The organism is Neisseria sp. P0017.S009 (assembly GCF_051957375.1).
GTDB classification, from domain to species: Bacteria; Pseudomonadota; Gammaproteobacteria; order Burkholderiales; family Neisseriaceae; genus Neisseria; species Neisseria perflava.
In genome coordinates, this window is record NZ_JBQCWL010000004.1 from 95,791 (window position 1) to 118,416 (window position 22,626).

Consider the following 22,626-nt stretch of genomic DNA (forward strand, 5'->3'; position numbering starts at 1 on the left):
CCTTTTGAATCTTTATAATAAGCCCTATTTGAAACTGATACCGAATATCAAGGAAACCTATTATGGCAGCTTCTCCAGAAGCCAAGTTTACAGAAGAAAAAGTCTTGTGGATCAAACACTATACGCCCAAGCTGATGACTTTTGCCATCAGCCGCCCTGAGTCCTACCGTTTTTCGGCAGGGCAGTTTTCGCGCCTTGGTTTCCGTGACGGCGAGGGCTTTATTTGGCGCGCGTATTCTGTCGTGTCTGCCGAATACGCCGATACGCTTGAGTATTTCGCAGTATTAATCGAAGGCGGCCCGATGTCGGCGCGTTTTGCTGCGATGAAAGAGGGCGATACTATTTTGCTGGATAAAACGGCTACCGGTTTCCTCTTGCCCGAGCGTTTCCCCGACGGCAAAGATTTGGTTATGCTCTGCACGGGTTCAGGCATTGCGCCTTTCCTCTCTATTATTGAGCAGCCTGAAATTTGGCAGCGTTTCGACCGTTTGGTTTTGGCGCATTCCGTCTCTTACGCCGACGAGTTGATTTTCAACCAGCGCCTTGCCGATTTGAAAGAGCATCCGCTGATTGAAGAATATTTCCATAAATTCACTTTGGTGCCAGTCACCACGCGTGAGGAAACGGAAGGCGCATTGAGTGGCAAACGGATTCCCGAATTGCTGAAGAATGGCGGCTTGGAAGAAAAAGTCGGCTTCAAGTTCACCAAGGCCGATACGCGCTTTATGGTCTGTGGCAATCCGGCAATGGTCAAAGACACTTTCCAAGCCTTGATGGATTTGGGCTACGCTATGCACCGCAACCGCATCCCCGGCGAAATCATGATGGAAAATGGTTTTTAACAGATAAATGGTCAAAGGCCGTCTGAAAGTTTCAGACGGCCTTCAATATTAAATATAAACAGAAAATCAGAGAAAATATGAATATCAAACAATTTATCCAAGCCCTGCCCAAAGCCGAGTTGCACGTTCATATCGAAGGGACGTTTGAGCCGGGGCTGATGTTTGAAATCGCCAAGCGCAACCATATAGCAATTCCTTATGAAAATGTCGATGCGGTACGGCAGGCTTATGATTTTCACAATCTGCAGTCGTTTTTGGATATTTATTATGCCGGTGCCGGCGTATTGTTGCACGAGGCGGATTTTTACGATTTGACCCGCGCGTATCTTGAGCGTTGCCGTGAAGACAATGTCGTGCATACGGAAATATTTTTCGATCCGCAAACCCATATTGCGCGGGGTGTGGCGTTTGAAACCGTGATTAACGGCATTGTCCGCGCCTGTCATGAAGCCGGACAGCAATGGGGAATAAGCACGCGTTTGATTATGTGTTTCCTGCGTCATTTGTCGGAAGAAAGCGCATTTGAAACCTTAAATCAGGCTTTGCCTTATAAGGAACACATCATTGGCGTAGGCTTGGATTCGAGCGAGCAGGGGCATCCGCCGTCCAAGTTCGAGCGCGTGTTTGCGCAGGCGCGGGCGGAGGGTTTGTTGACGGTGGCACATGCCGGAGAAGAAGGCCCGCCGGAATATGTTTATGAGGCTTTGGACTTGCTGCATATCCGCCGTATCGATCATGGCGTACGGGCGGAAGAAGATGAGGCGTTGATGGCGCGTTTGATTAAAGAACAAATGCCATTGACCGTTTGCCCGTTGAGCAATTTGAAATTAAAAGTGTTCCCTGAAATGGCAAAACACAATTTGCGCCGTATGTTGCAACGCGGCGTGTTGGTAACCGTCAATTCCGATGATCCGGCGTATTTCGGCGGCTATATGAACCGCAATTTTGAAGCGCTTGCCGAGGCTTTGGATTTGAGTGCGGAAGAAATCAAAACCTTGTGCGCGAATTCGTTCCGCGCTTCGTTTTTGAGCGAGGCGGAAAAGGAAGAATGGGTACGGAAGATTGAAAGTTTTAATGTTGAATAACGATAAAAGGCCGTCTGAAAAAGTTTCAGACGGCCTTTTATGATGGCGGTTAATAGTCGACTTTGATTTTAGGCGTTTCCTGAGCGGCTTTGTATTCTTCTTCCAATTCAAAGCGCAGCGGATACAAATTCAATTTTTCCATCAGCAGGCGGTCGCCGTCTTCGTCCGGATTGCCCGTAGTCAGCAGCTTGTCGCCGTAGAAAATTGAGTTTGCGCCAGCCATGAAACACATGGCCTGCATGGATTCCGGCATATTGCTGCGGCCAGCGGACAGGCGGACGTAACTGTGCGGCATGGTAATGCGCGCGACGGCGATGGTGCGGACAAATTCCGTCCAGTCCAAATCTTCGGCATCGGCCAGCGGCGTGCCTTCCACTTTGACCAACTGGTTAATCGGCACGCTTTCGGGTTGCGGATCGAGGTTGGCAAGGCTGGCAATCAGGCCTGCGCGTTCGGCGCGGGTTTCGTTCATGCCGACGATGCCGCCGCAGCAGACTTTCAAACCGGCATTGCGAACTTTGCCCAAAGTATCCATGCGGTCTTCGTGTTTGCGGGTGTGGATGATGTCGTTGTAGCGTTCGGGGTCGGTGTCGAGGTTGTGGTTGTAGTAGTCCAAACCGGCTTTTTTGAAGTCTTCCGCCATGCCGTCTTCGAGCATGCCGAAGGTGCCGCACACTTCCATGCCCAAGCCTTTCACCGCGCTGATGATTTCGGAAACGACAGCCACGTCTTTGGGTTTGGGGCCGCGCCATGCCGCGCCCATGCAGAAACGGCTGGCGCCGCGCGATTGGGCAATTTTGGCTTTTTCGACGATTTCGTCCACATCCATCATCTGCTCTTTGCCCAGATTGGTGTTGTGGTGTGCCGATTGCGGACAATAGGCGCAGTCTTCGGGGCAGCCGCCGGTTTTGATGGAGAGCAGGGTGGAAAGTTGGATTTCGCGCGGGTTGAAGTTTTGGCGGTGGATTTCGGCGGCTTGGAAAACGAGGTCGAGGAAAGGCAGTCCGAATAAAGCCTCGACATCGCATTTTTTCCAATAACGCGCAGTCGGATGCGGCTTGCGCTCGGTTTGACGGCGCAAGGCTACGGGAGATACGGTCATAGTGTGTTCTTTCGTGTTTACAGCGACGCAGTGTCGCTGACGGCTTGACTGCCGGCGCAATGACGGCAGCAGCAGGTTTGAAATCAATATAAAAGGTCGTCTGAAACGGCGCAGCAAGTGTAACGCTTTTGATAATGTAGAGCAAATGTTTCAGACGGCCTGAAATATGGTTTGCCCGGGTTTGCTATAATCGCATTTTTAATTTTTCCGTTTTCTTATGAACGCGCCCAAAGCCTTCGCCGTACTCGGCCCGACCGCCGGCGGTAAAACCGCACTGGCCTTAAATATTGCCCGATCGTTGCCGGTAGAAATCATCAGTTTGGATTCCGCGCTGGTGTATTGCGGCATGGACATCGGTACGGCCAAGCCGACTGCCGAAGAGCTTGTTGCCGTACCGCATCATTTGATTGATATTATCTCGCCGCTGGAAAGTTACAGCGCGGCGGATTTTGTCGGCGACTGCGTGCGCTTGGTGAACGAAATACATGCGCGCGGTCGCTATCCGCTGATTGTCGGCGGCACGATGATGTATTTCCATGCGCTGACGGAAGGTTTGAACGATTTGCCCGGCGCGGATGCGGCGGTGCGCGCACAGCTTCAGGCGGAAAAAAAAGAACACGGTTTGGCAGGCCTGTATCGCCGTTTGCAGGAAGTTGACCCGATAACGGCAGGCCGTCTGAAAGCCAATGACAGCCAGCGTATTGAGCGCGCTTTGGAAGTCTATCTTCTGACCGGCAGGCCTTTGAGCGAACATTTCACAGAGCAGAAGCAGGCTGCGTCTTTATTGGATTTATGCACGGTTGCCCTTATCCCCGAAGACCGCCATTTGTTACACCAGCAAATCGAAAAACGCTTTTTAAGTATGCTGGAGCACGGTTTCCTAGATGAAATACACGCCTTACGCCGCGATTATCCGCAACTGCATGCCGATATGCCGTCTATGCGCTGCGTGGGCTACCGTCAGGCTTGGGATTATCTCGAAGGCGAAACCGATTATGACACCTTTGTCGAAAAAGGCATTATCGCCACGCGCCAGCTTGCCAAACGCCAGTTGACCTGGTTGCGGAAAATTCCTTTGGCGCACACGTTAGATCCTTACGCAGACAGCGATTATGTTCAAACGGCCTTAGCCTTGGCGCGTCAGCATTTTCAGGAATAATCCATGCTGACTACGCCACCACTTGCCCCTAAAGCATTGACCGCGCTAAAAGAATTGGGTATTTGTACGCTGGAAGATTTACAGGAAATCGGCGCAGTCCACGCATTTCTATTGCTGAAAGCGTCGGGTTTGACCGTAACCAAAAGCACCTTATGGCAACTGGCTGCGTTGGTTTCAGGTGTGGATGCCCGGCGTATTTCCGAGGAGAGAAAGACGGAGCTGTGCGAGGATTTGAAAAAACATCCGCCTGTTGCCGTTTTCCCTTCGCAAAGCGATATGGAAACCTTTATGCGGTTGGCGATAGAACAGGCCAAACAATCGGCGGTATTGGGCGAAGTGCCGGTTGGCGCGGTCATCGTATATCAAGGCGAGGCAATCGCAGCGACACACAATACCTGCATTGGCGACCACAATGTCAGCCATCATGCCGAAATCAACGCGCTTGCCGCCGCAGGTAAGACCTTGCAAAACTACCGTTTGGAAGACTGCGACGTGTACATTACCTTAGAGCCTTGCTCCATGTGCGCATCTGCCTTGATACAGGCGCGGGTCGGGCGTGTGATTTATGGTGCGGCTGAAGCTAAAACCGGTGCGGCAGGCAGCGTGGTCGATTTGTTTGCCGACAAACGTCTGAACAAGCATACCGCAATTTTGGGCGGCATATTGGCAGAAGAATGCCAAAGCGTATTGCAGGATTTCTTTGCGGCCAAACGTAAGGCCGTCTGAATTTCAGACGGCCTGTCAGCAAAAACACTTTATTTTAAATTTTCGGATTTCCCCATGTCAGTCAATCATTACGAAAACTTCCCAGTCGGCTCTATTGTGCTGCCGCGCCGTTTGCGCAAGCCGGTTCACGCCGTTTACGCTTTTGCGCGGACGGCGGACGATATTGCCGACGAAGGCAATGCCGAAGCAGTCGAACGCCTGCGCCAACTGGACGAACTGAAGGCAGAGTTAGACCGCATTACACAAGGTGGGAAATCGCAAACAGCTTTGATGCAGCGTTTGTACAACGAAGCGATTGAGCCGTTTCAATTACCGTTGCAGCTGTTTTACGATTTGTTGGCGGCGTTCAGTCAGGATGTGGTCAAAAACCGTTATGAAAATTTTGGCGAATTGATTGCCTATTGCCGTTTGTCCGCCAATCCGGTGGGGCGCATTATGTTGCATTTGTACGGGCAAACCGATGAAGTGAGCATAGCGCAAAGCGACGGCATTTGCACTGCCTTGCAGCTGATTAATTTCTGGCAGGACGTGGCGGCAGATTGGCAGAAAGGGCGCGTGTACATCCCTCAGGAAGATTTGCAGAAGTTCAAAGTCAGCGAAGAACAGATTGCGGCCGGCAAAGCCGACTTTGCTTTTCAACGACTGATGGCACACGAGTGTCAACGTGCCTTTCAAATACTGAAGGCCGGTTCGCCGTTGGGCAAAACCCTCAAAGGACGAATCGGTTTTGAGTTGCGCATGATTATTGTCGGCGGCCAGTTGATTTTGCAGAAACTGGACGGTTGCAAATATGACGTGTTTAACCAGCGGCCGCTGTTGGATAAGAAAGACTGGATGATTATCATCAAACGGGCTTTGATGAAGAAATAAAAAAAGGCCGTCTGAAATTGATGTTTCAGACGGCCTTGATGTTTTCGATTAGCGGTTTTTCAAACGGTTGATGCGGTTGTCCAAAGAAGGATGGGTGCTGAACCAAGAATCTTTGGCTTCGCTGGCAATGCCCATTGCGGTCATGGTTTGCGGCAGATCGCTGGTGCTGCCTTTTAAGCGTTGCAGGGCGGCAATCATTTTCGGCGCGCCCACCAGTTTTGCAGCGCCCGCATCGGCGCGGTATTCGCGTTGGCGGCTGAACCACATCACAATGATGCTGGCGAGGAAGCCGAATACGATCTGCAATACCATGCTGACCATGAAATATGTACCTTGCGACGTACTGCCGTCATTGTTGCGCGCCACCATGCTGGAAACAATACGCGCCAAGAAGACAACAAAAGTATTCACAATACCTTGAATCAGTGTCAGCGTTACCATATCGCCGTTGCCGACGTGTGCCATTTCATGCGCCAAAACGGCTTCGACTTCATCGCGGGTCATGTGGTCGAGCAGGCCGGTGCTGACAGCGATGAGCGAGCTGTTTTTGGTCGCGCCGGTTGCAAAGGCATTAGGCTCTGGGGAGTCGTAAATGGCTACTTCGGGCGTTTTCAGATTCCATTGGCGGGCTTGCGCTTCAACAGTTGCCAACAGCCAAGCTTCTTCTTCGCTTTGGGGCTGGTCGATGACGACGGCGCCGACCGAATGTTTGGCAATGGTTTTCGACATCAGCAAAGAGACAATCGAGCCGCTGAAGCCGACGACTGCGGAATAAGCCAACAGGCTGCCGACTTGGTCGGTACTGTTGATGCCCAAGATGGCCAAAATAATACGGATGACAACCAGAACTGCGATATTGGTTGCGATAAATAAGAAAATGCGTTTCACCGATTATTCCTTTTTAGTGTGGTTTGTGAGGTGATTTTTATATGGGCGCATTGTCTCAAAAACTCTATAGAGATGAAACAGCATGATAGGCAAAGGTATGCAAATTCAAAGCAATTGAAGCAAAGGCCGTCTGAAAAGGTAGTCTCAACCAGTGAGAATCGCTTTTCAGACGGCCTCTTATAGGTAAAACTATCTGCCGGCTTCTTCCAGCCAGTTGCGCGGTATAAGGAATTGATTGAGGCGTGCTTCGGGTGAACCTTCTTCCGGCACATATTGATACTCGAAGCGTACCAAAGGCGGCATGGACATCAAAATGCTTTCCGTACGGCCGCCGCTTTGCAGGCCGAACAGCGTGCCTCTGTCCCAAACCAAGTTAAACTCGACATAGCGTCCGCGACGGTAGAGTTGGAAATCTCGTTCACGTTCTCCATAAGGCGTGTTTTTACGTTTGGCCACAATCGGCAGATACGCTGCGATATAGCCTTCCCCAACCGCCTTGATAAAATTCAGGCAGGTATCGAAATCCCAACGGTTTAAATCGTCAAAAAACAGGCCGCCCACGCCGCGTGTTTCGTTACGGTGTTTCAAGTAGAAATATTCGTCACACCATTGTTTGAATTCAGAATAAACCGATTCGCCAAATGGCGTGCATACGTCTCGCACCACTGTGTGCCAATGCACGATATCTTCTTCAAAAGGATAAAACGGCGTCAAATCAAAGCCGCCGCCAAACCACCAAACCGGCTCGGCATTTTCAGGATAGGCAATAAAAAAGCGCACATTGGCATGGCTGGTCGGGACATAAGGATTTTTCGGATGAATGACCAGCGACACGCCCATGGCTTCAAACGCCGCGCCTGCCAATTCAGGACGATGGGCAGTGGCAGAAGCCGGCATTTTGGTTCCCTTTACATGCGAAAAATTTACACCGGCCTGCTCGAATACTGCGCCGTTTTTCAATACGCGGGTTTCGCCGATACCCAGTTTCCCCGTCCACGCTTCATGCACAAATTTGGCTTCGCCATCTTCTTGCTCCAGCGCGGCGCAGATTTGGTTTTGCAGGGTTTTGAGGAGGGTTAGAACGGATTCTGTGTGCATGATATTTCCTTGATGGTGTTTTGTTATGGGTAAATTTTTGCAGGGCTTATCTTGTAATCAAGCTTGACTCATCAGCAATAGATTGAAAGGTATCGATGATGTGGCGATACCTTTCAGACGGCCTTGATTTATTCAGTAAAAAAGGTATGTGCGCCCAAATAGTTTTTGGCGTAGAACGGGGTGGAAAGTTTTTCGGTTTTGATGGTTTTGCCGCTGCTGGGGGCGTGGATGAATTCGCCGTTGCCGATGTAGAGGCCGACATGGGAATATTTGTGTGCGCCGCCGGTATTGAAAAAGACAAGATCGCCGGCTTTTAATTTGTCATCGGAAATTTTACGGCTGGCTGCGGCCATATCGCGTGCGGTGCGTGGCAGATTGACATTGAGGGCGTTTTTATAGACGAATTGGATCATGCCGCTGCAGTCAAAGCCTGTGGCTGTGGTACTGCCGCCCCATTTGTAGGGCGTGCCGATCAGGCCCATGCTGTGAAGCATCAATTCCTGCGAACCTTGTGTGCGGTCAATATGGGAAATGCGGACAGGTTGGACTTTTCTGGCGGTTATTTGCGGCTTGTGGGATTTGTGTTTGCTGGTGGTGCCGCAGGAGGCCAACAATAGGCTGGTGGTACAAACAAATAGGGTTTTGCAGATGAGTCGAGACATGGTGAATTTCTCCGGTCGCATGATTTATGTTTTCAGACGGTCTCTATAATAATCCTTCTATGGGCAGGATGGACAGGATTTTTGAAGTAACCCGTTTCCAGAATTTGGCTTCTGGTTCTTGTGCGTAAGTTCGTTTTTCACTTGGGTCATACCAGTATAGTTTATTGTAATTGCCAAGCGTTACCTGATAGGCGTAGTTTGGGGTGGTCGTAACGAGGGTGCGCTGCATTTGGCCTGCGATTTGGGGACTTTCGATGACGACACCCATTTCGGTATTGAGGCGTGCGGAACGTGGGTCGAGGTTGAATGAGCCGATGAAAATGCGTTTCTCGTCCACGATGAATGTTTTGGCGTGCAAGCTGGTGGCGGAGCTACCGGTCAAGCCGCGGTCTTTGGAGGTCGGAACGGCGTGGTTGGGCTGGAGCTCATAGAGTTTGACCCCAGCTTTAAGCAAGGGCTTGCGGTATTTGACGTAGCCGGAATGGACGGCGGCAACGTCGGTTGCTTGGAGCGAATTGGTCAAAACGGTAACGTCCACGCCGTTGTGAATCAGCTTTTCTATGGCTTTAACGCCCGATTTTGTGGGCACAAAATAGGGTGAGACAAGGTAAACGCTTTTTTCAGGTTGCTTGAGGGCGTCTTGTAGGCGTTCGGAAATAGGCGGTTTATGCCGGTCACGGTCTAAGCCTTTGGCCGGGTCATCGCTGATCAGGCGTGTGCTGACACTTTGCCACTCCATAAGGTTGCTCTGTATTTTTTGATAGAGGTTGGAGTGTTCAATGCTTTGACGGTAGCGGATGAGCGTTTGGTTTTTATCTTGGTCGGTGTAATTAAGTTCGGCTAGTCCTTTTTGCAGGTTTCCCCGTTTGATTATGCTACTTGCATTGTAGGCGGAATGGCTTGCCCAGTAGCGGTCGAAGTCTTGGGACACTTCTGTTACTACGCGTCCTGTTGCGAGGATATCGAGGTCGGCAAAGATGGTATCGTCGTTAACCTTAAAATATTCGTCGCCGATATTGCGTCCGCCCAAAATGGTGGCACGGTTGTCGGCGGTAAAGGATTTGTTGTGCATTCGGCGGTTAAGTCGCGGAAAGTCGGCAACGTAGCCGAGCGCACGCCATTTTCTGAAAATGAAGGGATTAAACAGACGGACTTCGATATTGGGATGATTGTCGAGTGCCAGCAGGAGATCATCCATGCCGTTGGTGTTGTTGTCGTCCAGAAGCAAACGCACACGGACGCCGCGTTCGGCCGCGCGATGAATCAGGTTGAACAAAAGCTTGCCGGAGATGTCGTTGTGCCAGATATAGTACTGCAAATCAAGAGTATGGTCGGCGGCTTCAATTAAGGCTGCTCGGGCAACAAAGGCTTCATGGGCATCGTTCAGCAGATAGATATGGGAAATATCGGCCTTGGAGGGGGTAGAAGGAATACCTAAGGCGCTGTCCAGTCGCGGCGTTGAAGGGATGTCAAGATAACTGCTTTGGGTGCGTTCGTCCAATGATGGCAAAAACGCGGCGCAACCGCCCAATAGCAGGGTATAAAGAAGAGGAAGATGAAATTTCATGGGAAACCGGTACAAACAATCCCTACCTAAATGATATTTAGGCAGGGATTGAATTGAAATTAGGTTGCTTGAATCAGCTTAGAAGGCAACATAATTTGCCGGATTGACTGGTTTGCCGTTTTGACGGATTTCAAAGTGCAACTGAGTGCGGGATGCATCGGTATTACCCATGTGCGCAATGGTTTGACCGCGTTTCACGGTTTGGTTTTCATTAACCAGCAGGCGTTGGTTGTGACCGTATGCGCTCAAGAATGAGGAGTTGTGTTGGATGATGACCAAGTTGCCGTAACCGCGCAAGCCTGAGCCTGCGTAAACGACTTTACCGTCTGCCGCTGCAACAACAGGCTGGCCTTGCGTACCGGCGATATCCACACCTTTGTTGCTGCCGCCGAAGTTGGCGATAACGTTACCGGTAGTCGGACGCTGCCATGTGATGCCGCTGACGTTGCGGCTGCTGCCGGTAGATACGGTCGGTGTATTGGCAGGCGTGCTTGGAGTCGGAGCAGTAGTTGTAGTTGTTGGAGTAGAAGGTTTGCTTGCAGAAGCTGCAGGTGCAACGTAGCCTTCAGGTTTCACACGGAGGGTTTGACCAATGCTGATGGTGTTGTCGGCCAAGTTATTCCATGCACGCAGATTGTCTTGGGTAATGTTGTAGCGTTTGGAGATGTTGTAAACGGTATCACCACGAACAACGGTATGTGTCGCTGCATTAATATCAACAGGCGCATAAGAAGGCGTGTAAGTGCCGGTGCTGCCGCTGTTGTACGTTGGAGCAGGTGTACTTACCGGCGGAGTGTATGGAGCATCTGCCGCTGGGCTGGTGTTGGTATTGTAAGGCGCTGCACCGTAAGGATTGTCAGCGGTAGAGCTTGTTGTTGAACCACCGCTTTGTGTGCCGACGACTACAGGAGCCGGTTGTTGGCTGGCACAGGCTGCAAGTAATAAAACCAAAGCTGCCGATCCGGCATAAGATACACTTTTTTTCAACATGTTAATGACTTTCGTATTCGGGTAATTGTTCTCGTCGGGGCATATCATAATAAAAATATGCTTGTTTCTCAAGTGTTCGGCTGTTAGGGACTGTTAAGGCGCAGGGATTTCTGACCAAAAGGAAGCGGTTTGCTCCATTTGTCCGTAGGCAGTCAAATCGACTTGCAGGGGGGTAATCGTGATGAAGCCGGATGCGCATTCGCTAAAGTCGGTACCTTCTTCGCTGTCGGAAACATCGCCGACCGGCCCAATCCAATAAATTTGTTCGCCACGTGGATTATACATGGGAACAATGCTTTGTTCATGATGACGGCGGCCGAGCCGTGTAATTTTTATGCCTTGGATATCCTCAGGTGCGACGGCAGGGATATTGATGTTCCATAAGATGGGTTCGGAAATAGGGCGTTTGAGAAAGTAGGAAAGCAGTATCCAAGCGGCTTTTTCCGCGGTTTCCCAATAACGGGCGCTGGAGTCGGCGAGGGAGAAAGCAATGGCGGGTATGCCCATCAGGTAGGCTTCCGTCGCAGCGGCAACCGTACCGGAATAAAGCGTATCGTCGCCCATGTTTGCGCCGTTGTTGATGCCGGACAAAACTAAGTCGGGTTTGAAATCGGCAAGGGCGTGTTGGCCGACATGAATGCAGTCGGTAGGGGTGCCATTCACATAGTAAAACCCGTTTTCCGCCTGTTTCAGTTGTAAAGGACGGTCTAAAGTCAGGGAATTGCTGACGCCGCTGCGATCGCGTTCGGGCGCAACCACCCTGACATTGGCAAATTCTGCACATACTCTTGCCAAAACAGCCAAACCGGGCGCAAGATAACCATCGTCGTTTGAGATTAATATGTTCATGTGACAATATTGTGTCTATCGGTAAGATGGGCCGTATTGTACTGGTTTGCTTGAGCGATTGTCCATGAATCGGCAACGTTTGGGCGGAAAGGATAATAATGAAACATTATGAATTAGACCCCAAAGCTTTATTGGGCGGCGTGATTGCTTCAGACGGCAATCAAGAGATTGTTCAGCTTTCACTGCAGAAGAATAATGAAATTCCGGCATATGAGGCGGATGCGATTATTTTGCTTTTGGTTTTAAACGGCAAAGCCGAAATCAAAACGGTGGACGAAGTTTTGCAGACCGAAGGCTTGCAAGTTATCCGTCTTGAGCCGATGGAGGCGCACAGCATTCGCGCGTTGGCCGATAACACCAATATTTTGGTTATCAAACAATTAATTCACGAAACCGGTCTCAGCAAACGTTTGAGGTTTGGAAGTTGCTGCCTGTAATGGCAATAAAGGCCGTCTGAAAAGTTTCAGACGGCCTTTTTAAAATCAGCTAGATTTATTTCAAACCTTTTTTCACCAAGTCTTCATAACCGCCATGGTTGGTTACGTTGGTGTAGCCGGCTTTTTTCAGCTCAGTCAGCGCGACTTCTGCACGGCGGCCGCTGCGGCAGTAGAGGTTGACCGGTGCGTTTTTATCCGGGCTGACGGATTTGATGCGGTCAACGATTTGGTCATGCGGAATATTGAGTGCACCTTGTAAGTGGCCTTCTTTAAATTCTTCGGCAGAGCGGACATCAATCCAAACACCTTTTGCTTTTGCAGGCTGTGCCGCGCTTTTTTCAACCTTAGGCATAGAGGCTGCGGAAGCGGCCAAAGGAGTGGCAACAGCGGCGGCAAAAAGTACGGCGGTCAGCAGTTTCTTCATGGTTCAATCTCCTATTAGACAGAAAACAATATGATAACTTTATCAGTCTAGCATTTCATCAGGCCGTCTGAAAGGGGAGTCGGCTTTCAGACGGCCTGATTTTACAAACCGATTAGCGTTGGGTTTCTACTGCTTCCAAAGCGCGCAAAGCGTAGGTATAAGCGGCACCTGCGTTCAGGGCGATAGCGGTGGCCAATGCGCCGGCGATTTCGCTTTCGGTTGCACCTGCTTTAGCTGCAGCGGCAGCATGCACGCTGATACAGCTTTCGCAACGTGTGGTAATGGCAACGGCGATGGCGATCAGTTCGCGTGTTTTGGCATCCAGTGCTTCGGCAGCGGCTGCTTGATCCAGTGCGCCGTAGGCTTGCAGCATTTTAGGATGGTTTTTACCCAGTTCACCGAATGCTTTTTTTACCAAGGCGGTATGTTCAGGCCAGTCTTTAAACATGATATGTCCTTTCTTAATGTGAGTGGATAAGATAAAAAATCCTATCCGTTTGTGTTTAGTGTGTGTATTATTGCAATAATTGGAAGAATAAAATCGTCAAAACATCTCATTTATTGGTAAAAAACACTATGGATATTTTGGATAGGCTGGTCGAATTGGCGCAGGTAAAAGGCAGCGTGGATGTTCAATGTCTTTTTCGGGGGGAGTGGTATGTGCGGCATGAGCCCAAGCGTGCGAATGGTTTGGTGCATATCGTCACTGCCGGTTCGGGTTATATCCGAATTGATGGGGAGCAAGAGGCAAGGCTGCTGAGTGCGGGGGATGTCATTTTTTTCCCGCGTAGTGTAGGGCATACTTTGAGCAGCGATAGCAGTTGTGAAAATCTTGGTGTTAATGTGCTGACGAGTGAAAAAGGCGCATTTAAAGTCAAGCAAAGTCATGCAGGAGGCGATGCGGCTTTGCATCTTTTCTGTGCACGGTTTGAATATGAAGCGCAGGCGGATATTATGGCGGGGCTGCCTGACACGGTTTTGCTGAATATCAACCATCCTTCTTTGCAGTATTTGGTGGCATTGTTGCAATATGAGAGCGGTCAAGCCTTGTCCGGTTCGGTAGCGGTTGTGAATGCATTGGCTTCGGTGTTGCTGGTATTTCTACTTCGAGCCAGCTTGGAAAAAAATGGGGAAGCGCAATTAAGCGGTTTGCTGAATGGTTGGCAGGACAAACGCCTGCGGAATTTGCTTCAGGCAGTAGTGGATAAGCCGGAAGAGGAATGGAATATCGAGAAAATGACCGCGATGGCCAACTTATCTCGCGCCCAGTTGATGCGGGTATTCAAGCAGCAGACGGGCACAAGCCCGCACGCCTTTGTAAACAGTATCCGCTTGCAACAGGGAGCATTATTATTGAAACAGACGGCGGATTCGGTTTTATCGGTTGCGCTCTCGGTTGGTTTTCAATCGGAAACGCATTTTGGCAAGGCATTTAAAAAGCAATATGGGATATCGCCGGGGCAATATCGTAAAAGTGATCGCGCTGATGAAGCAGCAGTACAAGCGGAAGAAATGCCGATTTACTTTATTTGAACAGATGATAAAAGGCCGTCTGAAAGTGTAATAATGAAATCTAGGATTTCTAAAACACTTTTCAGACGGCCTCAATTTTAAAACGTATCAATCAAACAGAATTAGTCCAGTTTTTTGAAATGACGGCGACGTTCCAATTCGCTCAGGTAGCGTTTACGCAGGCGGATGGATTGTGGCGTGATTTCAACCAGTTCGTCATCGTCGATGAACTCAACTGCACCTTCCAAAGTCAATTTGATAGGCGTAGTCAGGCGCACGGCTTCATCTGTACCGCTGGCGCGGACGTTGGTCAGTTTTTTACCTTTCAGAGGGTTTACCACCAAGTCGTTGTCGCGGCTGTGAATACCAATAATCATACCTTCGTAGACTTTGTCGTTTGGAGAAACGAACATACGGCCGCGGTCTTCCAAGTTCCACAGGGCGTAAGCAACAGCTTCACCTTGCTCTTGAGAAACCAGGACGCCGTTGTGACGACCTGGCATATCAGGTTTAACCGGAGCATAGTCGTCAAAAACGTGGCTCATCAAGCCGGTACCGCGGGTCAAGGTCATAAATTCACCTTGGAAACCGATCAGGCCGCGTGCAGGAATATGGTATTCCAAACGTGTACGACCGTTACCGTCGCTTTCCATATTGGTCAATTCGCCACGGCGGCGGCCGAGTTCTTCCATGACCGCGCCTTGGTTTTCATCCGGCACATCCACAGTCAGATTTTCGTAAGGCTCGCATTTTTGACCGTCAATTTCACGGAATACCACGCGCGGTTTGCCGACTGCCAATTCAAAGCCTTCGCGGCGCATGTTTTCCAACAAAATGGTCAAGTGCAATTCGCCGCGGCCAGAAACGCGGAAAACGTCGGCATCAGCTGTATCTTCAACACGCAGGGCAACGTTGGTCAGCAATTCTTTTTGCAGGCGGTCGCGGATTTGGCGGGAAGTCACGAATTTGCCTTCAGTACCGGCAAGAGGAGAAGTGTTGACCATAAAGTCCATGGTCAGGGTCGGCTCGTCCACGCTCAACATAGGCAAGCCTTTGGGATTGTCTTTGTCGGTAATGGTTACGCCGATACCGATGTCTTCAATGCCGGAAATAATCACGATGTCACCGGCCTCAGCTTCTTCCAAAGGTACGCGTTCCAAGCCTTGGAAGCCCAACAGCTGGTTGATGCGGCCTTGGGCGACTTGTTCTTCATGATTCATGACGGCAACGACTTGGCCGGGTTTGATGCGGCCGTTCAGGATGCGGCCGATGCCGAGGCGGCCGGTGTAGTTGTCGTAGTCCAGTTGGGAAATTTGCAGTTGCAGCGTTTTGTCCGCGCTGCCGCTTGGTGCAGGCGTGTGTTTCAAAATGGTCTCGAACAGAGGGCGCATGTCGCTGCTCTCGTCGTTTTCATCCAGTTTGGCAAAGCCGGACAGGCCGGAAGCATAGACGATAGGGAAGTCCAATTGTTCGTCGGTTGCGCCTAAGTTGTCGAACAATTCGAATGTTTGGTCGATAACCCAGCTTGGACGGGCAGATGGTTTGTCGATTTTGTTGATAACAACGATAGGTTTAAGACCCAAAGCCAAGGCTTTTTTGGTCACGAAACGGGTTTGCGGCATAGGGCCTTCTTGTGCGTCAACCAACAGTACGACGCAGTCAACCATGCCCAATACACGTTCCACCTCGCCACCAAAATCAGCGTGTCCCGGGGTATCTACGATGTTAATGTGGTAGCCTTCGTATTCGATGGCGGTATTTTTAGCAAGAATGGTAATGCCGCGTTCTTTTTCAAGATCGTTGCTGTCCATGACGCGTTCTTCGACTTGCTGGTTGGAACGGAATGTACCGGACTGACGCAGCAACTGGTCAACTAATGTGGTTTTGCCATGGTCGACGTGGGCGATGATGGCAATATTGCGGATTTGTTTCATGATAATTTATGTGTTTCAGCTAGGTGCTTAAAAAAAAGATAACTGGCGATTATAGCACGATTCCTAAGTATTGACGGAGTAGAAGATTCAAAAAAATGAGGCAAAAGCAGTTGAGAATAATTCATAATTAAATTTGATTGATTTTGTTGGATTATTTGCTTTTATTTATGGTTAACAAATGTAAATGTTTTTGAATAATGCAATGGATTCTTAATATTAATGTCAAAAAATTGTTATTAAAAACAGGGGATTAATTTTTCAGACGGCCTTTTAGGCAGGTTAAATTTTTTGATAATTGTTTGTATTTTAAATAGAAAATTTGTCAAAAGTGCTACTTGTGCATACAATTACCTCATTCCATAACAACACACGAATCTTCATTCGTGATTATCAACTTTTAAAAGAAAGAGAAAGAATTATGCAAGGCAACCAAGCAGTTATTGATTACATGAACGAATTATTGTCTGGTGAGTTGGCTGCTCGCGACCAATATTTTATCCACTCTCGCCTGTACTCTGAATGGGGTTACACCAAACTGTTTGAACGTTTGAACCACGAGATGGAAGAAGAGACCACTCACGCCGAAGACTTCATCCGTCGTATCCTGATGTTGGGCGGTACGCCTAAAATGACCCGTGCCGAACTGAACATTGGTACTGACGTAATCTCTTGCCTGAAAGCAGACTTGAACACTGAATACGAAGTACGCGATGCGCTGAAAAAAGGCATCAAGTTGTGCGAAGAAGCTCAAGACTACGTTACCCGCGATTTGATGATTGCCCAACTGAAAGACACTGAAGAAGATCACGCTCACTGGTTGGAACAACAACTGCGTCTGATCGAATTGGTCGGCGAAGGCAACTACTACCAAAGCCAACTGTAATCTAGCGTATAACATACAAGGAGCTGAATATGAAAGGCGATCGCTTAGTTATCCGCGAATTGAACAAAAACTTAGGCTTGTTGCTGATTACCATTAACCAATACTTCCTGCATGCCCGCATTTTGAAAAACTGGGGCTTTGAAGAATTGGGCGAACACTTCTTCAAACAATCCATCCGCGAAATGAAATCCGCAGACGATTTAATCGAGCGTATTTTGTTCTTGGAAGGCCTGCCTAATCTGCAAGAATTGGGTAAACTGTTGATCGGTGAATCTACCGAAGAAATCATTGCCTGCGATCTGAAAAAAGAGTATGAAAAACATGATGCTCTGGTTGCAGCCATCGCTCTTGCAGAAGAGCAACAAGACTACGTCAGCCGTGATTTGTTGGAAAAACAAAAAGACATCAACGAAGAACACATCGACTGGCTTGAAACTCAGCAGGAATTGATTGGCAAAGTTGGTTTGCCAAACTACCTGCAAACAGCGGCGCAAGAGGACTAAAACACAAACCACTGCCAAATATAGCAGTCCCTGCTCCCATCAACGGCATATCTTTACGGATATGCCGTTTTCTTTTATAGAAATGCTTAAAGGCTGTCTAAATGTTCAGACGGCCTTGATTTTATATCGCTTTCAAACGGTATAGATAAGTAGTTTCCTTGTTTCTGGCAAACGCCAAAGGATCGGATTCATCTATTGCTTTTTTGTGTTGCGGTTTGGTTTTCAAAATATCGACTATATTGAGCGAGGCCGTCTGAAAGCATTGGTTTAGAAAGTCTTTATCGCGCAAATGCAAGTGTTCTGCCAAGTCGGAAATAATCAGCCAAGCTTCGCCGTTTGGATTTAAGTGCTGGCGTACGCCGTTGAGGAACGCAGTCAGCATGGCATGATTGGGGTCGTAAAGGGCAGTCTCAATAGCCGAGGTCGGTTTTGCCGGCAGCCAAGGCGGATTGCAGACGATAAGGTCGGCGCAAGTTTCGGGAAATAAATCAATCGATTGGATGTTGACGGCTTTATCCAAGCCTAGGCGTTCGAGGTTTGCTATGGCGCAGGCAATTGCTTTGGGGTTGGTGTCTGTGGCAATGATGTCGGGTATGCCTCGTTTGGCCAAAATTGCGGCAATAACGCCTGAGCCGGTGCCGATGTCAAAGGCCGTCTGAATATTGGGAGCGAGTGGCGCTTGGGCGATTAAATCCAAATATTCGCCACGCAGTGGAGAGAATACGCCGAAAGGAACATGGATTTTTCCGTCTAACTGCGGAATGTCTATGCCTTTTTTGTGCCACTCGTGCGCACCAATAAAGCCCAGTAATTGATTCAGCGGTAAAAGAAACGGCTTGTCGTTTGGTGTGTCGTAAACATCGCACAGAGCGGCGTAGATGTCGGGTGCGCGTGCATTGCCCAGTTGAAAATTCGGTTGAATTTCAACGGCAAGCATATTGAGCAAACGGCTTTGTTGCGCCTGTTTCATACGGTGGGCATGAAAGGCCGTCTGAATATCGGCAGGTGCGCCTTTCTTTTTTTCAGACGGCCTGCGGATACGTTTTTTCATTGCAGATAAGACTTGCTTGGCATTGTGAAAATCGCCAGTCCAAACAGTTGCAGTTTGCGCGTGGGCATTTTTTAAGATTTCTGTTGCGCCTGCTCCTTGTATGTAAACCGCCTGCTTGGGTGGCTTTTGTGTACTTTCGTTGCGCCATTCGATGTCGGAGCGGTTGGTAGGGATGGTATGGGGCATAATGTGTTTCAAATCGGGGAAATAGGGGATTAGTTTACTATATTTAGGATGTGTTCGGTTTGAGAGGAGCTTTTAATAGTCCAAATTAGACAAAATGTATAAAAATTTTTCAAGTTTTAAAATTTATACCAATATTTTGATAAAAATAGATTGTCGTTTTGTCTAAAATGAGTATAATGCAAAACCAGAACTCAATAATCTTAATCAGATTTGGACAAGGAACATCATGCAATTAGACATTGACCGTTTGGTTGCCTATTTTGGCGGTGTAAACGCGCTGGCCGAAGCCCTGAAACAGCACGACCCGGAAAATGCTGCGACCACTGCGGCTATCTACAAATGGCGTACACGCGGTTCCCTGCCTTTGGCTCAGTTGCAAAAACTGACCGCTTTGGCGGAAGCGCAAGGCAGACCGCTTGATTTGAATGCTTTTTTACAAAAAAACGAATCTCTGGAGAGAACAGAAATGACACAGACCAATCGTGTAATTATTTTTGACACTACCATGCGCGATGGCGAGCAGTCGCCCGGTGCGTCCATGACCAAAGAGGAGAAAATCCGCATTGCCCGCCAGTTGGAGAAAATGGGCGTGGATGTGATTGAGGCGGGTTTTGCCGCCGCCAGCCCGGGCGATTTTGAATCGGTTAATGCGATTGCCAAAATCATTACTAAATCTACAGTTTGCTCATTGGCGCGTGCCGTTGAAAACGATGTGCGCAAAGCAGGCGAAGCTGTTTCCCCTGCTCCGAAAAAACGTATTCACACTTTTATCGCCACCAGCCCCATCCACATGGAGCACAAACTGAAAATGAAGCCGCAGCAGGTCATCGATGCGGCGGTCAAAGCGGTGAAAATTGCCAAAGAATATACTGACGATGTGGAATTTTCTGCCGAAGACGCCGTGCGTTCGGATTTGGACTTTCTCGCCAAAATCTTTACGGCGGTTATCGAGGCAGGCGCAACCACCATCAATATTCCCGATACTGTCGGCTACTCCATCCCTTCCGTATGGTACGAGCGTATCAGTAACATCATCAAAAGCGTGCCCAACGGCGACAAAGTAGTCTGGTCGACCCACTGCCACAACGACTTGGGTATGGCGGTTGCCAACTCGCTGGCCGCTGTTCAGGCAGGCGTGCGCCAGGTGGAATGTACCATCAACGGTTTGGGTGAACGTGCGGGTAATGCCAGCCTTGAAGAAATCGTGATGGCGTTGAAAGTGCGCCACGACCTTTTCGGCTTGGAAACCGGCATTGATACCACGCAAATCGTGCCAGTATCCAAACTGGTATCTACTATTACCGGCTATCCGATTCAGCCAAATAAAGCAGTAGTCGGCGCAAACGCCTTTGCACACGAATCAGGCATCCACCAAGACGGCGTGTTGAAACACCCTGAAACCTATGAAATCATGACTGCCGAATCAGTTGGCTGGTCAACCAACCGCCTGACTTTGGGTAAACTCTCCGGCCGTAATGCTTTCAAAACCAAGCTGGCAGATTTGGGTATTGAGTTGGAAAGTGAAGAGGCGTTGAATGCGGCATTTGCACGCTTCAAAGAGCTGGCGGATAAGAAACGCGAAATCTTTGATGAAGACCTGCACGCTTTGGTGTCTGACGAAATGGGCAATATGAATACCGAAAGCTACAAATTCATTTCCCAAAAAATCAGCACTGAAACTGGTGAAGAGCCGCGCGCCGATATTGTGTTCAGTATTCGCGGTGAAGAAAAACACGCTTCCGCTAGCGGCTCAGGCCCTGTTGATGCCATCTTCAAAGCCATTGAAAGCGTAGCACAAAGTGGCGCAACCTTGCAGATTTACTCTGTCAATGCGGTAACTCAAGGTACAGAAAGCCAAGGCGAAACTTCCGTCCGCCTGCAACGTGGCGACCGTGTGGTCAACGGCCAAGGTGCGGATACCGACGTATTGGTGGCAACTGCCAAAGCCTATTTATCTGCGCTGAGTAAATTGGAATTCGGCCAAGCCAAGCCAAAAGCGCAAGGCAGAGGCATGATTTAATTTATTGAAAAGGTTAAGGCCGTCTGAAATCGTAGTGATACGTTTCAGACGGCCTTTTTTATTTGGTTAGAAAATAGTTTATTTATTGAAGTTTAAGCAGTCGGTCTTGTTCGACCGACAATACGCCATTTATTTTTTTGAAATAGGCAATGGCATCTTCAATCTTGGTCTTGGAAGACGGACGAATAGCAATGCCGTTCAGGTTTTTGTATTCATAAATCAAACTTGCACCCGAGGTTTTCACTGCTTTTAGCAATGGCGCAGAACCGGTTTGGGCATCATAGAAGATAATCAGGTTTCCATTTGTATCTTGGGCTTGTTGCTGAGATGGGATGGCAGTTGATTGAGTAGGAGTACTTGGGCTTTGGCAGGCGCAAAGCAGGGTGGAGAGTAGGATGAATGCTAGGGTTTTCATGGCATTAATTCAATTTGATAAAACACTAAGGCCGTCTAAACAATCGTAAAACGAAATCAAAGTTTCCCTTTACAACTTTCAGACGGCCTTTGTCAGTTATGCTTCAGGCAATTCCATGGCTAGAACGGTTTGCTCTTGTTTGGCACGGAAAGCCGCCAATTTTTCAGCCAATTCAGGATTTTCATTGGCCAAAAGTGAAATAGCAAACAGCGCTGCATTGGCCGCACCGGCTTCGCCAATGGCAAATGTGGCAACAGGAACGCCTTTGGGCATTTGTACAATCGAAAGCAGGGAGTCTTCGCCGCGCAGATATTTGCTGGGCACGGGAACACCCAAGACGGGCACCGTGGTTTTGGCTGCAACCATGCCTGGCAAATGCGCTGCGCCGCCTGCGCCGGCAATGATGGCTTTGATGCCGCGTTCGCGTGCGGTTTCGGCGTATTCAAACATCAAATCAGGCGTACGGTGTGCAGAGACGACACGCGCTTCGTATTCAACGCCGAATTCTTTGAGAAATTGTGCTGCCTGCTGCATCACCGGCCAATCGCTGTTGCTGCCCATAATAATGCCGACTTGGATCATGAAGAGTTCCTTTTGCTTGAATGGATTAAGGGTAAAAAAATATTCAGACGGCCTTGGGGATGACAAGGCCGTCTGAACGTTTATCTTTGTTTGAGACTGATGGAAGCGCGTTTTGCCGCTTCGCTGTTGGGGAAGCTTTGTATCAGTTTGCGCCATGTGCTGCGGGCGATGTCTTTTTGTTGCAGTTTGTATTGGCATTGGCCGATGCTGTACATGGCATCGGGAGCTTGCGGGCTGTTGCGGAATCGGTTGGCGTAGCGGTTGCCGATTTCGATAACGGATTCGCAGTTGCCCAGACGTTGTTGGCTTTGCAGGAGCAGGTACATATTGCGGCGGGCAATTTCGCTGCCATTGCCGCCGTCAGCCTCTTTCAAAATGGCCACTGCGGCGGAATAGTTGTTACGCTGATAGTATTTTTGCGCCTGATTATAAAGGCGTAATTCGTTTTGTGCGGCTGAGTCTGTTTCAGACGGCACGCCGCCGCCATTTGCCAAATAGTTCATTTTCAGCTTGCGGTCGTCCAATCGCTGGGCTTTGGGATTGGAAGCAGAAGTAGTCGGACGTTTGATAGTCCGTTGTTGTTCCAATGTGTGCAAGCGTTGATTTAATTCTTCAACCGTGCGTTCCAGTCGGGCAATTTGTATACCTAAGTGGTCAATCTGGGTTTGTGCGTCCAAACGCGGATAGGGAATACTTTTTTCAGGCAAAGGCTCACGCGGAATATCCGGCAGGACGAAGTTAGGATTATCGGCTGGTTGAAGAGGATGGGAAACGGCGCACGATGTGGCCAATAGAGTAAGCGGCAAAAGAAACAGGGAATGTGATAATGTTTTCATCGGAT

General features: G+C 49.1%; 24 protein-coding genes. 10 read left to right on the top strand and 14 right to left on the bottom strand.

The window, feature by feature from the left end:
• The first annotated feature begins 62 nt into the window (after positions 1–62).
• Complete coding sequence (locus ACTHTG_RS06420) at positions 63–842, top strand: ferredoxin--NADP reductase (protein WP_308538470.1); 780 nt, start codon at positions 63–65, stop codon at positions 840–842.
• A gap of 77 nt (positions 843–919) precedes the next feature.
• Positions 920–1,927, top strand: a complete 1,008-nt coding sequence (locus ACTHTG_RS06425) for an adenosine deaminase (RefSeq protein WP_004519885.1) — start codon at positions 920–922, stop codon at positions 1,925–1,927.
• 49 nt (positions 1,928–1,976) lie between these two features.
• On the opposite strand, the gene bioB is transcribed toward ACTHTG_RS06425, so the two are convergent.
• Complete coding sequence (bioB, locus tag ACTHTG_RS06430; RefSeq protein ID WP_004519884.1) at positions 1,977–3,029, bottom strand: biotin synthase BioB; 1,053 nt, start codon at positions 3,027–3,029, stop codon at positions 1,977–1,979.
• Positions 3,030–3,246: 217 nt separating this feature from the next.
• On the opposite strand from bioB, the gene miaA reads away from it, so the two are divergent.
• Genes miaA through hpnC form a run of 3 tightly spaced genes read left to right on the top strand, consistent with a single transcriptional unit; the run spans position 3,247 to position 5,784 of the window.
• Entirely contained in the window at positions 3,247–4,188 is a 942-nt protein-coding gene (gene miaA / locus ACTHTG_RS06435) for a tRNA (adenosine(37)-N6)-dimethylallyltransferase MiaA (protein WP_004519883.1), read from the top strand.
• 3 nt (positions 4,189–4,191) lie between these two features.
• The gene (gene tadA, locus ACTHTG_RS06440) at positions 4,192–4,914 is read left to right on the top strand and encodes a tRNA adenosine(34) deaminase TadA (protein WP_004519882.1); all 723 of its coding nucleotides are present in this window, start codon (positions 4,192–4,194) and stop codon (positions 4,912–4,914) included.
• A gap of 54 nt (positions 4,915–4,968) precedes the next feature.
• Positions 4,969–5,784, top strand: coding sequence for a squalene synthase HpnC (gene hpnC, locus ACTHTG_RS06445; RefSeq protein ID WP_004519881.1), 816 nt, complete (start codon positions 4,969–4,971; stop codon positions 5,782–5,784).
• Between the two features lie 48 nt (positions 5,785–5,832).
• Here the strand turns inward: hpnC and htpX are convergent, their stop codons facing one another.
• The 6 genes from htpX to surE form a co-directional block, all read right to left on the bottom strand.
• Positions 5,833–6,672 (bottom strand): protease HtpX, encoded by an 840-nt coding sequence (gene htpX, locus ACTHTG_RS06450; protein ID WP_004520292.1) that lies wholly within the window; start codon positions 6,670–6,672, stop codon positions 5,833–5,835.
• Between the two features lie 189 nt (positions 6,673–6,861).
• On the bottom strand, positions 6,862–7,770 hold the full coding sequence (gene hemF / locus ACTHTG_RS06455) for an oxygen-dependent coproporphyrinogen oxidase (RefSeq protein WP_004520293.1): 909 nt from the start codon (positions 7,768–7,770) through the stop codon (positions 6,862–6,864).
• A gap of 128 nt (positions 7,771–7,898) precedes the next feature.
• Positions 7,899–8,432 carry a C40 family peptidase gene (locus tag ACTHTG_RS06460; protein WP_004520294.1) on the bottom strand — a complete coding sequence of 178 codons (534 nt, stop codon included), beginning with the start codon at positions 8,430–8,432 and terminating at the stop codon, positions 7,899–7,901.
• Between the two features lie 43 nt (positions 8,433–8,475).
• Entirely contained in the window at positions 8,476–9,999 is a 1,524-nt protein-coding gene (locus ACTHTG_RS06465) for a phospholipase D family protein (protein WP_004520295.1), read from the bottom strand.
• A 78-nt stretch (positions 10,000–10,077) separates the two neighbouring features.
• Positions 10,078–10,989 (bottom strand): peptidoglycan DD-metalloendopeptidase family protein, encoded by a 912-nt coding sequence (locus ACTHTG_RS06470; protein ID WP_049335267.1) that lies wholly within the window; start codon positions 10,987–10,989, stop codon positions 10,078–10,080.
• 93 nt (positions 10,990–11,082) lie between these two features.
• On the bottom strand, positions 11,083–11,838 hold the full coding sequence (gene surE, locus ACTHTG_RS06475; protein WP_004520297.1) for a 5'/3'-nucleotidase SurE: 756 nt from the start codon (positions 11,836–11,838) through the stop codon (positions 11,083–11,085).
• 98 nt (positions 11,839–11,936) lie between these two features.
• Between surE and ACTHTG_RS06480 the strand changes: the two genes are divergently transcribed.
• Positions 11,937–12,275: a hypothetical protein gene (locus ACTHTG_RS06480; RefSeq protein ID WP_004520298.1), complete on the top strand. Its 339-nt coding sequence runs from the start codon at positions 11,937–11,939 to the stop codon at positions 12,273–12,275.
• A 55-nt stretch (positions 12,276–12,330) separates the two neighbouring features.
• Here ACTHTG_RS06480 and ACTHTG_RS06485 read toward each other — a convergent pair whose 3' ends face one another.
• Entirely contained in the window at positions 12,331–12,699 is a 369-nt protein-coding gene (locus ACTHTG_RS06485) for a rhodanese-like domain-containing protein (RefSeq protein ID WP_070504598.1), read from the bottom strand.
• Between the two features lie 112 nt (positions 12,700–12,811).
• Complete coding sequence (locus ACTHTG_RS06490; RefSeq protein WP_003686488.1) at positions 12,812–13,147, bottom strand: carboxymuconolactone decarboxylase family protein; 336 nt, start codon at positions 13,145–13,147, stop codon at positions 12,812–12,814.
• Positions 13,148–13,275: 128 nt separating this feature from the next.
• Here ACTHTG_RS06490 and ACTHTG_RS06495 point away from each other — a divergent pair, with 128 nt between their 5' ends.
• Positions 13,276–14,232, top strand: coding sequence for a cupin domain-containing protein (locus ACTHTG_RS06495; RefSeq protein WP_070588461.1), 957 nt, complete (start codon positions 13,276–13,278; stop codon positions 14,230–14,232).
• Positions 14,233–14,333: 101 nt separating this feature from the next.
• Here ACTHTG_RS06495 and typA read toward each other — a convergent pair whose 3' ends face one another.
• A complete protein-coding gene (typA, locus tag ACTHTG_RS06500; RefSeq protein ID WP_049335263.1) occupies positions 14,334–16,145 on the bottom strand; it encodes a translational GTPase TypA in 1,812 nt (603 codons plus the stop codon).
• 418 nt (positions 16,146–16,563) lie between these two features.
• Between typA and bfr (ACTHTG_RS06505) the strand changes: the two genes are divergently transcribed.
• Both bfr (ACTHTG_RS06505) and bfr (ACTHTG_RS06510) read left to right on the top strand, forming a co-directional pair.
• Positions 16,564–17,028, top strand: coding sequence for a bacterioferritin (gene bfr, locus ACTHTG_RS06505; protein WP_004520304.1), 465 nt, complete (start codon positions 16,564–16,566; stop codon positions 17,026–17,028).
• 29 nt (positions 17,029–17,057) lie between these two features.
• Complete coding sequence (gene bfr / locus ACTHTG_RS06510) at positions 17,058–17,531, top strand: bacterioferritin (protein WP_003680736.1); 474 nt, start codon at positions 17,058–17,060, stop codon at positions 17,529–17,531.
• Positions 17,532–17,652: 121 nt separating this feature from the next.
• Here the strand turns inward: bfr (ACTHTG_RS06510) and ACTHTG_RS06515 are convergent, their stop codons facing one another.
• On the bottom strand, positions 17,653–18,768 hold the full coding sequence (locus ACTHTG_RS06515; protein ID WP_004520305.1) for a methyltransferase: 1,116 nt from the start codon (positions 18,766–18,768) through the stop codon (positions 17,653–17,655).
• Positions 18,769–18,994: 226 nt separating this feature from the next.
• On the opposite strand from ACTHTG_RS06515, the gene ACTHTG_RS06520 reads away from it, so the two are divergent.
• Positions 18,995–20,788 carry a 2-isopropylmalate synthase gene (locus tag ACTHTG_RS06520; protein ID WP_049330811.1) on the top strand — a complete coding sequence of 598 codons (1,794 nt, stop codon included), beginning with the start codon at positions 18,995–18,997 and terminating at the stop codon, positions 20,786–20,788.
• Positions 20,789–20,870: 82 nt separating this feature from the next.
• On the opposite strand, the gene ACTHTG_RS06525 is transcribed toward ACTHTG_RS06520, so the two are convergent.
• From ACTHTG_RS06525 to ACTHTG_RS06535, 3 genes are all read right to left on the bottom strand, one after another.
• Positions 20,871–21,203, bottom strand: a complete 333-nt coding sequence (locus tag ACTHTG_RS06525; protein WP_004520308.1) for a hypothetical protein — start codon at positions 21,201–21,203, stop codon at positions 20,871–20,873.
• A 96-nt stretch (positions 21,204–21,299) separates the two neighbouring features.
• Positions 21,300–21,785: a 5-(carboxyamino)imidazole ribonucleotide mutase gene (gene purE / locus ACTHTG_RS06530; protein ID WP_003686478.1), complete on the bottom strand. Its 486-nt coding sequence runs from the start codon at positions 21,783–21,785 to the stop codon at positions 21,300–21,302.
• A gap of 80 nt (positions 21,786–21,865) precedes the next feature.
• Entirely contained in the window at positions 21,866–22,621 is a 756-nt protein-coding gene (locus ACTHTG_RS06535; protein ID WP_004520309.1) for a tetratricopeptide repeat protein, read from the bottom strand.
• Between the last annotated feature and the right edge of the window lie 5 nt (positions 22,622–22,626).

Bases quoted from the DNA above. Each gene is read 5' to 3' on its own strand.
- ACTHTG_RS06420 (WP_308538470.1), top strand. From the start codon at position 63: ATGGCAGCTTCTCCAGAAGCCAAGTTTACAGAAGAAAAAGTCTTGTGG.
- ACTHTG_RS06425 (WP_004519885.1), top strand. From the start codon at position 920: ATGAATATCAAACAATTTATCCAAGCCCTGCCCAAAGCCGAGTTGCAC.
- bioB (WP_004519884.1), bottom strand. From the start codon at position 3,029: ATGACCGTATCTCCCGTAGCCTTGCGCCGTCAAACCGAGCGCAAGCCG.
- miaA (WP_004519883.1), top strand. From the start codon at position 3,247: ATGAACGCGCCCAAAGCCTTCGCCGTACTCGGCCCGACCGCCGGCGGT.
- tadA (WP_004519882.1), top strand. From the start codon at position 4,192: ATGCTGACTACGCCACCACTTGCCCCTAAAGCATTGACCGCGCTAAAA.
- hpnC (WP_004519881.1), top strand. From the start codon at position 4,969: ATGTCAGTCAATCATTACGAAAACTTCCCAGTCGGCTCTATTGTGCTG.
- hemF (WP_004520293.1), bottom strand. From the start codon at position 7,770: ATGCACACAGAATCCGTTCTAACCCTCCTCAAAACCCTGCAAAACCAA.
- ACTHTG_RS06460 (WP_004520294.1), bottom strand. From the start codon at position 8,432: ATGTCTCGACTCATCTGCAAAACCCTATTTGTTTGTACCACCAGCCTA.
- ACTHTG_RS06465 (WP_004520295.1), bottom strand. From the start codon at position 9,999: ATGAAATTTCATCTTCCTCTTCTTTATACCCTGCTATTGGGCGGTTGC.
- ACTHTG_RS06470 (WP_049335267.1), bottom strand. From the start codon at position 10,989: ATGTTGAAAAAAAGTGTATCTTATGCCGGATCGGCAGCTTTGGTTTTA.
- surE (WP_004520297.1), bottom strand. From the start codon at position 11,838: ATGAACATATTAATCTCAAACGACGATGGTTATCTTGCGCCCGGTTTG.
- ACTHTG_RS06480 (WP_004520298.1), top strand. From the start codon at position 11,937: ATGAAACATTATGAATTAGACCCCAAAGCTTTATTGGGCGGCGTGATT.
- ACTHTG_RS06485 (WP_070504598.1), bottom strand. From the start codon at position 12,699: ATGAAGAAACTGCTGACCGCCGTACTTTTTGCCGCCGCTGTTGCCACT.
- ACTHTG_RS06490 (WP_003686488.1), bottom strand. From the start codon at position 13,147: ATGTTTAAAGACTGGCCTGAACATACCGCCTTGGTAAAAAAAGCATTC.
- ACTHTG_RS06495 (WP_070588461.1), top strand. From the start codon at position 13,276: ATGGATATTTTGGATAGGCTGGTCGAATTGGCGCAGGTAAAAGGCAGC.
- typA (WP_049335263.1), bottom strand. From the start codon at position 16,145: ATGAAACAAATCCGCAATATTGCCATCATCGCCCACGTCGACCATGGC.
- bfr (WP_004520304.1), top strand. From the start codon at position 16,564: ATGCAAGGCAACCAAGCAGTTATTGATTACATGAACGAATTATTGTCT.
- bfr (WP_003680736.1), top strand. From the start codon at position 17,058: ATGAAAGGCGATCGCTTAGTTATCCGCGAATTGAACAAAAACTTAGGC.
- ACTHTG_RS06515 (WP_004520305.1), bottom strand. From the start codon at position 18,768: ATGCCCCATACCATCCCTACCAACCGCTCCGACATCGAATGGCGCAAC.
- ACTHTG_RS06520 (WP_049330811.1), top strand. From the start codon at position 18,995: ATGCAATTAGACATTGACCGTTTGGTTGCCTATTTTGGCGGTGTAAAC.
- ACTHTG_RS06525 (WP_004520308.1), bottom strand. From the start codon at position 21,203: ATGAAAACCCTAGCATTCATCCTACTCTCCACCCTGCTTTGCGCCTGC.
- purE (WP_003686478.1), bottom strand. From the start codon at position 21,785: ATGATCCAAGTCGGCATTATTATGGGCAGCAACAGCGATTGGCCGGTG.
- ACTHTG_RS06535 (WP_004520309.1), bottom strand. From the start codon at position 22,621: ATGAAAACATTATCACATTCCCTGTTTCTTTTGCCGCTTACTCTATTG.